The sequence below is a fragment of the Arthrobacter flavus genome (genome assembly GCF_039526005.1).
Classification (GTDB): Bacteria; Actinomycetota; Actinomycetes; order Actinomycetales; family Micrococcaceae; genus Arthrobacter_D; species Arthrobacter_D flavus.
Map to the genome: position 1 here is coordinate 1 of NZ_BAAAIJ010000054.1, position 13,194 is coordinate 13,194.

The following is a 13,194-nucleotide window of genomic DNA, read 5'->3' on the forward strand; positions in this document are numbered from 1 at the left end:
GATTCGTGAATTTCCTCCTGTGTCCATTCTCGGACACGAAACTCACACAAACACTGGACTTCTACACGGGGACCCAACCAAAACCATCTATGTTGACGAGGCGAACGGCCTGGTTGAATTCTGTGCGCACGAAGTTGGCGTTGATGGCACTGAGACTGTCGGATGTGACACCCTCCGCTTCCGTTCAGAAGAGCACTTGCGCACCATGCTCAGCGAGGCAGGGCTGGTCGTCGATGAGGTCTTCGGCGGATTCGAGGGCGAGCCAACCGGGCAGGGCATCGGCAGCCTGGTCATTACCGCCCACAAACCTTAGCGCCCCAAGTCGGTGGCCCTTCAAATTGACCACAACCGGACCGTACAAGCGGCAAAGGGCTGCTCACCGTCGTGCATGACCGGAAGCGGGACCCTGAGTGGAGCAGGGCCGCTGACCGGTAACGATGGTCGGCGTGACATCGAGGTTCAGGTGATCCGGGCGGCGTGACACGCCGCATTGTCTGTCTCGTTTTCTGTGCCCGTTTGAGATGAGTAGGGACCTACGTTTGTGCAACTACCGCCGGCCGATGGGCCACTTGGAATTTGCTGATCTAGGAGTGCGTGGCGATCCAGGCCCAGCTTTCCGCGCGGTTTGGCACGGCTGGGTGTTGGGCGGGGCGGTCGAGGTGTCCACCATCGTTGTGACTAGCTCACCCACAATAAGTAATGGATGCTGATTCGTAGTCCGTCATGCTCTGGAAGAATGTGGTGGGTGCAAGATTCCAAGAGCTTCGAGCTTCACGCGTGGGTAGATGAGAGCATGCGACCCACGAGGGACGACGAGCGCATGTATCTGCTCGGCGCCGTCGTGGCTGATCCGTCGTGCTGTCAACGAGCAAGGGACGAATTGCGGGGTGTGCTGCCTAGAGGTGCCCGGAAGCTGCACTGGACTGACATGGGAGATCGCGAGAAAAGGCGCGTCACTGGGCTCATTGCTGATTTGGATATGGCGCACCTGATAGTTGTGGGGACACCACTGAATTACCGGAAGCAAGAGCACGCTCGCGCGAAATGCATGGAACGACTGCTTTGGGAACTGGGGCAGCTGGAAGTCAATAAAGTGTTCCTGGAACAACGCACTCAGTCCCTAAACAAGCGAGATATGGCCCTTATCGAGCATTTACGCGGTAGCAGGTCAATTCCACCAAGACTCCGCGTATACATCGAGCAGCCGTCCACAGAGCCGATGTTGTGGATTCCAGATCAAGTGCTGGGAGCGCTGGGAGACGCAGAGTCCAAGAACAATAGATGGATGGAGCTGTACAACGGTGTTGTGGAACGCATCGACATAGTGATCTAGACAGCGCGAAGGCCAGGTCCCGCTAATCACGGGGATCCTGGCCCTTACTTCTCGACTCTCCCAGCAGGAGAGGAGCTACATCCATTAAACATGGGCGGTAGGTATTCTGTCTACCTGTTGTGACAATTTTACCGGTGATCCTGCTCATGAGCATGAACTGGGGTTTAGATCAGCCACAGGGTCCAAGGGGCCAGCTCGACGTAACAGGGTGTTATCGGCGTTTCTGCTCTGAGTAGTACGTCAACCGATCAGCGTGACGGCGGGAGTGCCCTCCCTGCCCAGGGTCCTGACAGTTGTTTCCATGGGCTGGAGCAGTCTCAGTTGGTCAACCTGCGCCGACCAACCCGGTCTGCGTGTGGTGCTTCTCATCGCCGGCAAGGTCGAGGTATTAGTCGCTCGCGGTTTTTAAGGTGACTGGAGCAGGCGGCCACGTGGAGCCGTCCATCAACGTGCGATCTCCTAGAGCTTGATCTAGCTGCAGGGTGCGCTCGACCCACGGGTTACCGGGACAGTCGGCGCCACCCTGGATCTGTTGGGACGTCCAGTAGACCGTGACCTCGTCCTCGGTCTCAACAACGACGGGTTCGGTCGCCAGGAAGGGGGCAGGGTCCCTAGCACCCGTACAGTCCACCTCAGAGATCCGCAGATTCAGGGTCGTACTCTCCGAGGTCGAGGTGTCGGGCGAGAGAGCTATCTCCGCCCACGTATTTCCCTTGGTCAAGGCTGGTCGGGCACCGCAATTAGATTGCCAGCTTGTGGCACGCAACTGGGCGTCCTGACGTCCCAGGACCACGTACCAATCAGTCTCGAGGGAGAAGCCAGTCGAATTGCTTGGGGCAATCAGGAGGCCGAGGGCCTTCTCGTCGGTAGCGTCGTCCAGCCACAGTACGGCCCGATTCACCTCTTCGACGTCGGCTTGCTGCAAGGGCATTGGGGCGTCGATACCACCCGTTTTTTTCAGGTCGGCCAAAGCAGCGACAATCGCCTCGGATTCCTTGGGATCGACCTGGATCCCCCCGCTGGCAACCGTGTCAGCAGGGAAGGGCGAGCCGTCGCTGCAGGTAACCATCACGCCGCCGTCGGGCGCTTGCCACGGCTGCACGCCAGGGGTGCTTTGCGTAGTTGGCGTCGCGTCTGAACCTCCATCTCGGGCTGCGCCTACCATGCCGCAACCAGCCAGCGGGGTGGCAAGGGCGAAGATCACCAACGTGCTGAGGGTTAGCCTGCGCATGTTATCCATCCCATTCGCCATCACGGGCGCCGTTCCGATGCTCTGAGTCTGACAGAGGTTCAGCGCGAATTCGAGGGGCTTGCATGAGGGATTCCGCCGGCCGCTCTGCGGAAAGGGTCTCGGTAAGCAACAGCTTTCTGAGACACCTGAATTGCGCTTCGATGCAAGACCTTGATCACCGGCTTGGCGGCACTGCTTCTGTCTCGGAAACTTACCTGACCGTGCACCGCCGAACAAGCTGCTCGTTCCGTCTAGTGGAGCCGTGCAACACCGCAGTGGAACCACAAGGCGTTAGCTGTTGAAGTACCTAAGGCCGACCGGCGAACCGCCATATGCACTGCCGGGGGCCGGGCGACGTAATAGAACGTTATCGGCGTTATGTGTGTGATCGACTATCTGTAGGCCGTTTCAGCCGGGAATTTGAGCCAAGTTGGTGGCTCGTTTCAGGCCAAAAGAGCGGTAAGAATCAGGCCAGTCTTTTCTTCCCGAATTTATGGTTTCGGGGGCTGGCTTGGAGATAAAGATCACCCGATGGCCGGGCCCCTTCCCTGAGTGTCAGGAACATGGGCCCGCCACCACCAGATAGGTTCCTTACGGCGCTGCCATTGCGAAGCGTATGCGCCGGAAGGGCTGGAAAGCAGATGACGGTACCCATGTCCGTACAAGAAAATATCAGAAGACTGGATTCCCAGGGAGTCCCGGACCGGGAGATCGCCCGCAGGCTGGGCGTCAGCCGGTCCTCGGTGACCAAATACGCCGATCAGGAGAACTACTCCCCGGAACCACCGGCACCGCCGGCCCGGAACGGGGCCTCGGTGCTCACCGGGGTCGAGCACATCATCGAGATGTGGCTGGGCGAGGACCAGCGCCGGAACCGCAAGCAGCGGCATACGGCCAAACGCATCTTCGACCGGCTCGTCGATGAGCATGGTTTCACTGGCACTTACTCCCCGGTGCAGCGGTTCGTGAAGAAGTGGACGGCCCGGAACCGCCAGACCGGTGAGGGGTTCACCGAGCTGGTGTGGCCCGCCGGCACCGCGCAGGTCGACTTCGGCCAGGCCGAGGGCAGCCAATTCCGATCGCGGAAGTTCGTTTCAGCGCTGCACGCCAACGGGCTGACAGGTTCGATGGGCAGAGTCGGCGCGTGCGGCGATAACGCCGCAATGGAATCATTCTTTTCGCTACTGCAGAAGAACGTGCTGAACCGCAAACGCTGGGAAACGCGCCAGGAATTGCGGCTCGCGATCATCACCTGGATCGAACGCACCTACCACCGCCGACGCCGGCAGAAAGCCCTCGGTAAACTAACCCCGATCGAGTTTGAGACAATCAACAACATGGTGCTAGCCGCCTAAGAAACTATCAACCCCACGAGTCAACCAAACCGTGGGCAGTCCCGGTCGCTCATCTTAAGGAGGCAGGCAAACATCTTGACCCCCGTAACCCTATCCATCTCGCACTCTTCTTGGACCTTGCTTGGCTATACCTACTAGCTCTAGTCCGAGTCACAGAGCATCTTCGTGGCGCCTTTTTGAGGGACCCGGACCGCGGGCTCCAAGAGTATTTGTTTGGTGGAGCGACGCAGTTGCGGGAAAAAGAGGAAACGGCAGCGTTGCTCCGCACCGTTGCGCCGACGGGTAGCCCAGATCTAGACCATTTACCTGCTTACTACAGCAACATGCGAGAACTTGTCGCGCGATTGCTGCGCCGACCTAATGAGATCCAAGAGGGCCTTCGATACGCAGAAGTAGCCTCAGCTTTGATGGCAGCAAAGAAGCGCATCCCGCTAGGTGACATTTTCGGGAGAAACTTTGATCCTGTGGCAGCGAAGCTGGTCGCGGATGTTTGTGGATTTTTGGTCGCTTCTGCAGGACTATCTCCGAGTTTCCGTGCTCAAGCACGGGCATACCTCCTAGGAGAACCGTTGCCAGGGGTGAAGCGACAGGAGAAATCGATAGTAGGTCAGGCACCTGTTTCCCCTGTGTCAAAGCAATTGCTTCGGGAGGAACAGCATGATCAATCGGAACCCAAAACTAAGGATGATGTCGGAGACGGAACGACCGACGACCGTCCACCGAAGAGTCCTAACTCTAGTACTGCACCTGGTTCCACGAAGGACGAAACGACGCTCCTAGATGAGCGTGTGATTCTTGCCGATCAGCATCAACTAGATCTTGGGATTTCCGAACCGAAACCACCGAATGGCTAGCAGAAGTCAGCCCACCTGTCCGGCGCTCATACGTCGCTTGCTCCCTCCCAGGATTGATCCGCCCTTGCACTTACAGCGTTGAGCACCGTCGACTAGGCCGATGAGTTGCGAGCGAGGAACCCCTATTGTGCGACGAACCAGGGTTACTTGATGTAGAGGTTTTTAGCTCCATTGCTCAGGCTAGAACCGCCGTACTAAAACCGCCGAGACCGAAGGTGAATACAAGACTGGTCCACGACGGCCCAGAGCGTGAACTGCAACGCCTCGTCACCGAGTTCAACGACGGCGCACCATTCGAAGAACACGAAGGAGAATTCAGGCAAGGGCGCGACCTGCCCTATTCCACTCCTGAACACATGCCTTGAATTACTTGTACTCATGAAGGACTTTGAGGGGTTCCATCCCTCGGGGGCCCTGGAACATACTGGAACATGATCGGAAAATGGCAAGCCACAGTGTTCGACTGTCCAGACACTGATCGTCTGGCGTCCTTCTATGAGGACATTCTGGGGATGATCAGGGTGCAGCACGACGACGACGGCTGGATCTCCATCGGAGACGCACCGGATCGGCCAGCACTCGGCTTCCAGCGGGTTGCTGACTATACGCCGCCCCGCTGGCCGAGCCAGGACCTACCCCAGCAGGTGCACCTCGATGTCAGGGTTGATGACCTGGACATCGCCGAGGCAAAAGTGCTGGCACTGGGAGCCGTCAGCATGAACTCGGGCTCCAAAGCTCACCGGGTGTATCTGGACCCGGCCGGCCACCCGTTCTGCCTCGTCAGCTGGTAGAACCGCCCCGTTAAGAATGACCGTTTTCGTGTCTTACCCCACGGATTTCCCCAAGGTGATAGAGCAATTCGCTACCGCTCAGCCACAGGCTTTTTCTGCTGACTGGGGGAGTGTACGCGCCTGCTCCACAGCCCTACCAGCTGCGCCGACAACCTTGGGCCCCCACTCCGCCACATGACCGAAGAGCCCCACACCCCCGCAAGCCTGTGACCTGAGGAAACACCTCAAAGTGCCCTCAACCTGCAACTCAGGCCCAATGTCTCAGATCAGCAACAATTATCATTATCGAATCTTTGTGCCTACCCATCACGCTTTACATATGGCAGCCTGAGTTTGTTCAACCGAATATACAATAGCCTCAACACCTAGGGGAAGGTGAATGAAAGCGATGAATGAATTTAATGGACGGTTTCGAACCAAAATGAAAAGCAGGGGCCGAAATAATAACAAGCTCCTATCGTCGCTCATAATGAGCGGCGTACTGGTCTTATCCCTCTTTGGGATGGCTGCTCCCGCAAATGCATCCAATGCGCCAACCGAAACAGCGCAATCTTCGTCTACCGAAGTATTGGACTCAAAGTGGGAGGCTGAGTTTCGCGCTACCCTTGTAAACCTCGGGTATGACAAACCTACCCAAGACGAAATTATTAGCGATGCGAAAATCATAGGCGCATCTGAGCCCGCGCCTACACTCGGCAAGCAAAGTTCCACTGGCGGAGTCTCTACCCTTGCGGCAGCTAATGCATGCAGCTATTCACCTGAAAGCTACCTGTTCGGACTCGTGAGCTTCACGGCCACCTGCCAGCAGCATGATATTTGTTACGGGCCCAATTCGTTCACGGACCGGTACGCTTGTGATCAGGCCTTCCTAGCAGAGTTGATCAACGATTGTTACAGCGTCCTAGGTACGACGGGGACAGTGTCAAATGGTTGCGTATCACAAGCGGGAGTCTATTATGGGGCAGTTCGCGCTTTCGGGAGCAGTTCTTATGATGGCAGGGGAGCTAATAACTAGATGCCCGCCTCCGAAAGAAAACTCTGGCGTCGCCTCCTAAGGGCCCAGTACTCCTGAACGTGTCATGAGGTGCCAGTGAGTTTGTGTTGCGTCGTGGTTGGGGTGGCTGCCCGTGTTTGTTGGTGCCGATACAGGGTGGCCCGGGACCAGCCGACCAGCTGGGCGGCTTGGTGCGCTGTTTTTCCTTCGGAACGGGCCGTGGCGACGATCTGGAGCTTTTCGGCGGTCAGGGCACGGTCGGTCACTGGGCGGCCGAAGATGGTCCCCGCGGCGCGGGCGGCGGCGATGCCGGCGTTGACGCGTTCGGTGATGAGTTCGCGTTCGTACTCGGCCAAGGTGGCGAGCATGTTCAGCATCAGGCGTCCCGTGGCTGTTTCAGGGTCAATGCCGTCGGCGATCGAGCGGACCTTGATCCCCTTGTCCCGGAGCCCGTTGACGGTGCCCAGGACATCGAGCAGAGACCGGCCGAGCCGGTCGATGCGCCACACCACGATCGTGTCCCCGCTTTGGGCGTAGCCCATGAGCTTTTGCATGCCGGGGCGGCTTTTAGCTTCCTTGCTTCCGGAGGTCACATCGGAGTAGATATCCCGGGCCAGGACACCCGCAGCGGTGAGCGCGTCGCGTTGGAGCCGGTCGTCCTGGCCGGCGGTGCTGATCCGGGTGTATCCGAGAAGTGCCATGACCGTAGTCTGCCCCATAAACCCCTAAAGACGTGTCTGAGACACGTCGTGCTATGAGACGACTTGTCGAGACATGGCTGTTCCGTGCCACGGTGCGAAATTTTCCTGTTCTCCTGGGGTCGGATCGGGTGTCTTGAAAATCTAAAGATTTCCAAGACGTTCCTCCCCGGGGTCGGGAGTGAATAGTTTCTCGAGGTTGGTGTTGACGGCGGCAAGATCGAAGTATCCGGGGTCGAAGTTTTCTTCGCCACCGGATCGTTGGGCGGTCCCTTGCGCCCATTCGTGGAGCCATTGGGCGTGTTCCCGCTCGGTTTCCTCGACTGTGTCGAGATTGGCCAAGGTCGTGAGGAGGTGTTCGTAGCCGCCGATGCCGCCGGAGTCTTCGAGCGGGCAACGCCGTTTACCCCGGATCACCCTGGCATGAGCATCACTACTGTTTTTCTTGACGGTTTCGACCCAATCGATGCGGTGGGTCCAGCCGTCTCCGAAGTCGTATTCGTAGAACAAGGGGGTGGAGCCTTCATTGAGGACTTTCCCTACCCGGACGGTTTCTTCCGGGTCGTACCAGCCGTCATCGTCCTCAGCCCGAACGTAGACCGGGGCCCAGGACCTGGTCGTGGAGGGCCGGCGTCCCGGCGTGTTCGGGTTGTGCTCGGTGAAGGAATGCAGGTGGGAATCTTCCCACCCCATCATCACCTGCAGGACGTCGTGGAATTCGTCCAGGTAGAGACTGGAATCGACCTCGAAGGACCGCCAGATCTTCGGGTCCGACCCGAGCAGGGTGATTTTGGCCCGGATCAGTTTCCCTTTGCTCCGGGGATTTACCCGCGCCGGGGCGGGGAGGGATTCATTCATGCCAGGACCTTCTCTTTCCTTGATGGTGCGGGCTCTGGTGTGCTGACCGAATACTGCTGCCGGCCCAGGCCCAGGCGGGTGTTCATATCGAGGGTGAAACGGCCGTAGGGGTTGATGTGGGCCCAGAACAGCGGGGTCAACCCGCGCCAGTCCTCAGCGGTGAGCATGTCATGGAAGGCCGGATCCTCGAGGACTTCCTGCAGCATCAGCGTGTTGATCAGCACGAGCGATGACTGGAGGAGGTGGAGTGCGAGCATGGAGACTTCGGTGGTTTCTTTGTCCGGGCCGGTCAGGTCCCGGTTCTTGCCGTAGAAGACGACGTCGTTGCCGCTGTTCCAGTTCTCCACCACCTGCAACCCGGAATTAATCTCGCGCCGGAGGTCTTCGTTGGCGAGGTAGTCGGCGGCGAAGATCGTGCGCACGGCCCGGCCGAGTTCCTCCAGAGCCTGGTATGTAGGATGCTTCGGGCCGCCGCGGGTGAAGCGGCGCAGAATCGTCTCCGATTCGGCAGTGCCGAGCTTGAGCGCGGTGGCGTATTTGATCATCTGATCGTATTGCTGGGCGATGATCTCCCAGTTGATCGGGCGGGACAGCACCGGGGTGATCTCGCCGTAGGCTTCTTCGTTGCCTGCCCGGTAGAGGCGGATCGAGCCGATGTTCTTCAACCTCGGCAACAGCTTGAAGCCCAGGAGCTCGGTGAAGGCGAACCCGACAATCGAGGCACCGTGGGTATCGACGTAGTTCGCCTCGATCTCGGCAGTGGTGTCGTGGCGAAGGACTCCTTCGATCATTGCCGCGACCTCCGAGGAGGAGCAGTTCTTCAGCTGGGAGTAGATACAGGTGGATTTCTCTTCGACGTGCCAGTAGATCATGACCCCGGGGCCGCCGTACCGGTTGTGCCATTCGGTCATCAGGTTCGATTCCCAGGACCCGAACTTCTTCGAATCCGACGCACACGCGTTGCCTGTACCCCACCAGGCCGGGTTCCGGGCCTCAAAGGTGGCGTTGACGACTTTCACGATTGCCTGGCGGAGGCTGTCTTTGGTGATGAACGTCCGGCGCACATGCCGCAGCTCACGCTCGGTCTCGGTATGGCCGCCGGCGCTGGCGATCGCTTTGATCCCCATATTCGTCCCCAACCCGAACAAACACATGAGCAGCCGCCGACGGAGCGTGTCCTGGTCGAGGTTTTGCCGTGAAGAGATAAAAGTAAACTCTTCCGTGCACCCGGTCAGGAAGTCGGCCTCCTTGAAAACTTCCAGCAAATCCAGTGTTCCCCGACGACGGATGAGTTCGTCTTTGAGTTTACCCAGGTTCGCCGGTTCAACCTGTTTTTCCAGCTTCGGCACCATGATCCACGGGGCACCCTTGCGTTTGGTGATCTTGACCCGGCCTGCCGTATCACCAAGAAGCGCATTGTCCAGACTCTCCAGCGCCCGGGTCATCCGGGATTGCAGATCGTGAATGAAAGCTGACGGGTCCAACGGCTGACGGAGCGCCTCGTAGTGCAGCTCCCGGGATGCGTCGAAATCTTTCGGTAGATCCTCTTCCGGATCGCGCCATTTCCTGGCCCCCGTGACGAAGACTTCCCGCCGGCGTAGAGCATCGCGCAACGAAACCAGCAGGCACAGCTCGTACGGGATCCGCTCCACCCGCCCGTTCTCGTCAGTGACGGCGCCAGCCCAAGCCTTCGGCACCACACCAACCAAGGGGATCTGTTCATCAATGCTGAAGTACTGGGCTTTGCTCCTCACTTCGGCATACTGTTTCAGCAGTGCGATGGCGGCCATGATGGGCCGGAACGCCGTGTTGTGGCAGCGGAACTGCAGCACGGACAACAACGCCGGGAGCATCCGTCGGTAGTGGTTCGAATACGACCCCCGCAACACGGTCCGGACCTTGCCCTGGAACACGCTCTCGTTGGCTTTCGCTTCCTTCACGAGCTGCTGCAAGGTCTTCTCGCTCACCACAGGAAAGAGCGCGTCCCGGACTGTCTCATCAGGGTGTTCGACCGCTGTTGCGGCCAGCCGGAAGAGCAGCTCTGTCTTGCCCCTCACCCGTTGGAGATCGTCAGTGAGTTCCTTCTCGACCTTCTTCACCGCACTGGTATTGATCTTCAACACCAAAACAAGCAGCAGATCGACCAGGCTGTCCGTGATCTCCACTGTTCGTTGATGACACAACGCCGCGAGCAGCGTCAATCGCACCGGCCTGGGTGTGTCCCAGAAATCAGACGGATACATCCTGGCCGCCCTGGCGCGCCACGCGTTCACGACCTTCTCCGACACCCCGGCAAACAAATCCGGCGGCAAATCCAATGCTTGCGCGGCGGAGAGCTTCTCCACCTCCGACAGCAAGGACTCCAGACCGGCAGGGCCAGGATCGGCTTTCAACGCCGCCAGAAACGACCCAGCAGTGCCATCCGCAACCACTGCTTCCAACCGGGCCGCACCCGCCGGGCCAAGACGAGCAACGACGCCGGCGCAGAACTCCTGGTCAAAAGCAGACCTTGCCGCACCAACGATCCGTGAAATTCGGGCAGGAGGTTCAATCTTCAGTTGTCGACAACGGACCGCTAAAGCCTCCGCCAGCGCGCCATCACGTACCTCCCTTGGGCATACGTCCTGCGCCAGCCAGTTTGCCAAGACGGCCTCATCAGCGAGTGAAAACTCCCTGAACCCAAAAGCTTCGCGAATCTGTACACGATGGCGTTTCGACGTTCTGCCTGAAAAGTCATAAGCATCGAGTGCAGAAGCGGTCGTACAAAGCTGGTCAGCAACGTAGGACACCGAGCCAGCAGGAAAATCAGCTGCATCACGGGCGAAACGCGCCTCCAGCTCGAAGAACTTCAACAACATGACGAACCCGAGACCCTGCGCACCGGTCTTCTGCCCCAACAACCGTCGATCTACCTCTACAAGAGTCCAATCCGCCAACAGCTCATCAGAAAACCCACCGTCCATGCACTCACACTACCGACTGGCACCTTATGACACGTTCAGGAGTACTGGGCCCTAAGGGGTCAAGCTATAAATCACTAGCGGACCGCGTTAGGCTTCAATACCGACCACGCTTTATGGAAGCGAGACGATATGACCACGAAAAGTTTGAAGGTCCTGCACCTTCTCTGCAGTTCCCTACTAGTGATCGGCTTCCTTGGAATCGGTATCGGAAGTTGGGCTCTCATGAATGACTCCGGCGAGGGCGGTGCAAACATCGGCGCCGGCATCCTCATGCTTTTTGGGTACGCAACTGGAGCGCTGGGCTTGGTGTTCGGCGCCGCCGCACTAATCACCTACGGGGTTATGCGTCGTCAGCGACAGCTCCACATCTAACGCACGTTCGGGATGCTTCTTTTGCACCACTGGAAATAGGTGGCGGTTCAGAGTTACGACTCTGGGCCGCCACCGTCGTTAACAGCTTCCGTCACAGTTCTGAGCGGCAAGATCCGCGTAGTCGCTGCCCTGGCCCACGCAGTAACGCAAGCATTGCAATGATTGCTTTACTTGCATTCACGGTGCTGACGGCCGCTCCCTCTGTTGGCTGGCCGTTAGGCTGTCTCGTCACGAGGGTTCTCCAGGGCTTTAGAGTACTTCGCTGCCGCTCAGGCACAGGCTTTTTCTGCTGAGGGGGAGTGTATGTGCCTGCTCCACAGCCTCTACCGGCTGCGCCAGCCCCTCCAGTACAGGACGCCACTACCCGCCGCAGTCTCAAGACATGTTGTTCCTCGTGTGTGATCCCGTGGTGAAGTAAATCTGCGTCACCGATTCAACCAAAGCTGCTCTGCGCTTCGCTGCGGCCTATCCTGCCGCCGGCTCCTTCGTCGCCACCGGCAGGAACTTTTCTTTTTGCTGCTGTCCTTATGTTGTTGAGTAGGTAGTTACCGGGGCAGTTGTAGTGTCTTGGCTACCCAGGGGTGATGGGTATGGCTTTTGCTGCTGTGCCGGACAGTTGTTACGGCTTCGAAGGATTGGCCGCCTGTCGCTTCGATGATGGCCCGACCGCTGATTGAGAGACGCGACAAGAAATGATCGCTGGATAAGGACACGACGGCGAGGTTATCTGCTGGGCTTCATATCCGATCGATGAAGGAGGCCGCTTTGCCGCAATTGTGGGCCGGGATAGACGCCGGTAAAACCCATCACCACTGCGTCGTCATTGACGATCAGGGAGCCCGATTATTTTCTCAGAGGGTAGCCAATGATGAGACATACCTGCTGGATTTGATGGGAAACGTTGCGGCGATTAGCGGTGGGGGAGAGGTGGTTTGGGCTGTGGATCTGAACCACGGTGGGGCTGCACTGCTGATCGCACTGCTTGCAGCCCATGACCAGCAACTCCTCTACATTCCAGGACGCACGGTACATCATGCTTCCCGGACTTAACGTGGAGACGGCAAGACCGATGCGAAGGACGCCGCGGTGATCGCCGACCAGGCCCGGATGCGTCGGGATCTGCAACCGGTTCGTACCGGGGATGACATCAGCGTCGATCTGCGGATCCTTACCGCCCGCCGCACGGGACAAGGCCTGTGACCGCACTCGTGCGATCAACCGCCTGCGTGCACAGTTGCTGGAATACTTCCCCGCACTCGAACAGGCCTTTGACTACAGCAGATCCAAGGCCGGGCTGCTGCTGCTCACGAGATACCAGACTCCCGATGCCCTGCGCAGACTCGGACAGAAACGCCTGCACACCTGGCTTAAGAGCCAGGGCACCCGCAGCAGCGCCGATGTGGCGGAAAGGGCCATAACTGCAGCGAAATCCCAGTACACCACCGTTGCTGCCCAGCGGATCGGTGCGCAGATGGTCGCCGAGCTCGCGCAGGAAGTCCTGGATATTCAGAACCAGCTCGATGCTTTGGACACGCTCATAGCTGAGCGTTTTCGCGAACACCACCAGGCAGAGGTCATGCTCAGTATGCCAGGCTTCGGCCCCCTTCTCGGAGCCGAATTTCTTGGCGCCATAGGTGGTGATCTGTCCGTTTTTGATAGCGTCGACCGGCTCGCCGGAGTCGCGGGCCTCGCGCTGGCGCCTAAGGATTCCGGTCGGATACGAGGTAATCACCACAGACCCAGAC

At 58.6% G+C, this 13,194-nt stretch carries 8 protein-coding genes and 3 pseudogenes; 7 read left to right on the forward strand and 4 right to left on the reverse strand.

Annotated features, from left to right (window positions below):
- Both ABD059_RS14070 and ABD059_RS14075 read left to right on the forward strand, forming a co-directional pair.
- Positions 1 to 313: pseudogene (locus ABD059_RS14070) on the forward strand (hypothetical protein); the annotation flags it as partial.
- 432 nt (positions 314 to 745) lie between these two features.
- Positions 746 to 1,333: a hypothetical protein gene (locus tag ABD059_RS14075; RefSeq protein WP_196868149.1), complete on the forward strand. Its 588-nt coding sequence runs from the start codon at positions 746 to 748 to the stop codon at positions 1,331 to 1,333.
- Between the two features lie 388 nt (positions 1,334 to 1,721).
- Here the strand turns inward: ABD059_RS14075 and ABD059_RS14080 are convergent, their stop codons facing one another.
- Positions 1,722 to 2,564: a hypothetical protein gene (locus ABD059_RS14080; RefSeq protein WP_343881127.1), complete on the reverse strand. Its 843-nt coding sequence runs from the start codon at positions 2,562 to 2,564 to the stop codon at positions 1,722 to 1,724.
- A gap of 1,064 nt (positions 2,565 to 3,628) precedes the next feature.
- Between ABD059_RS14080 and ABD059_RS14085 the strand changes: the two are divergent.
- The 3 genes and pseudogenes from ABD059_RS14085 to ABD059_RS14095 all read left to right on the forward strand — a co-directional run.
- Positions 3,629 to 3,919 (forward strand): annotated as a pseudogene (locus ABD059_RS14085) (transposase); the annotation flags it as partial.
- A gap of 1,069 nt (positions 3,920 to 4,988) precedes the next feature.
- Positions 4,989 to 5,138 carry a hypothetical protein gene (locus ABD059_RS14090; RefSeq protein ID WP_343881129.1) on the forward strand — a complete coding sequence of 50 codons (150 nt, stop codon included), beginning with the start codon at positions 4,989 to 4,991 and terminating at the stop codon, positions 5,136 to 5,138.
- Between the two features lie 66 nt (positions 5,139 to 5,204).
- Positions 5,205 to 5,564: a VOC family protein gene (locus ABD059_RS14095; protein ID WP_343881131.1), complete on the forward strand. Its 360-nt coding sequence runs from the start codon at positions 5,205 to 5,207 to the stop codon at positions 5,562 to 5,564.
- Between the two features lie 1,077 nt (positions 5,565 to 6,641).
- Here ABD059_RS14095 and ABD059_RS14100 read toward each other — a convergent pair.
- The 3 genes from ABD059_RS14100 to ABD059_RS14110 all read right to left on the reverse strand — a co-directional run bounded on the left by ABD059_RS14100 (position 6,642) and on the right by ABD059_RS14110 (position 11,077).
- The gene (locus ABD059_RS14100; protein ID WP_343881132.1) at positions 6,642 to 7,259 is read right to left on the reverse strand and encodes a recombinase family protein; all 618 of its coding nucleotides are present in this window, start codon (positions 7,257 to 7,259) and stop codon (positions 6,642 to 6,644) included.
- 141 nt (positions 7,260 to 7,400) lie between these two features.
- Positions 7,401 to 8,114: a plasmid pRiA4b ORF-3 family protein gene (locus ABD059_RS14105; protein WP_343881134.1), complete on the reverse strand. Its 714-nt coding sequence runs from the start codon at positions 8,112 to 8,114 to the stop codon at positions 7,401 to 7,403.
- Complete coding sequence (locus ABD059_RS14110; RefSeq protein ID WP_343881136.1) at positions 8,111 to 11,077, reverse strand: Tn3 family transposase; 2,967 nt, start codon at positions 11,075 to 11,077, stop codon at positions 8,111 to 8,113. The genes ABD059_RS14105 and ABD059_RS14110 overlap by 4 nt, the downstream gene beginning before the upstream one ends.
- Before the next feature lie 129 nt (positions 11,078 to 11,206).
- Here ABD059_RS14110 and ABD059_RS14115 point away from each other — a divergent pair, with 129 nt between their 5' ends.
- Both ABD059_RS14115 and ABD059_RS14120 read left to right on the forward strand, forming a co-directional pair.
- Positions 11,207 to 11,449, forward strand: a complete 243-nt coding sequence (locus ABD059_RS14115; protein WP_343881138.1) for a hypothetical protein — start codon at positions 11,207 to 11,209, stop codon at positions 11,447 to 11,449.
- A gap of 750 nt (positions 11,450 to 12,199) precedes the next feature.
- Positions 12,200 to 13,194: pseudogene (locus ABD059_RS14120) on the forward strand (IS110 family RNA-guided transposase); the annotation flags it as partial.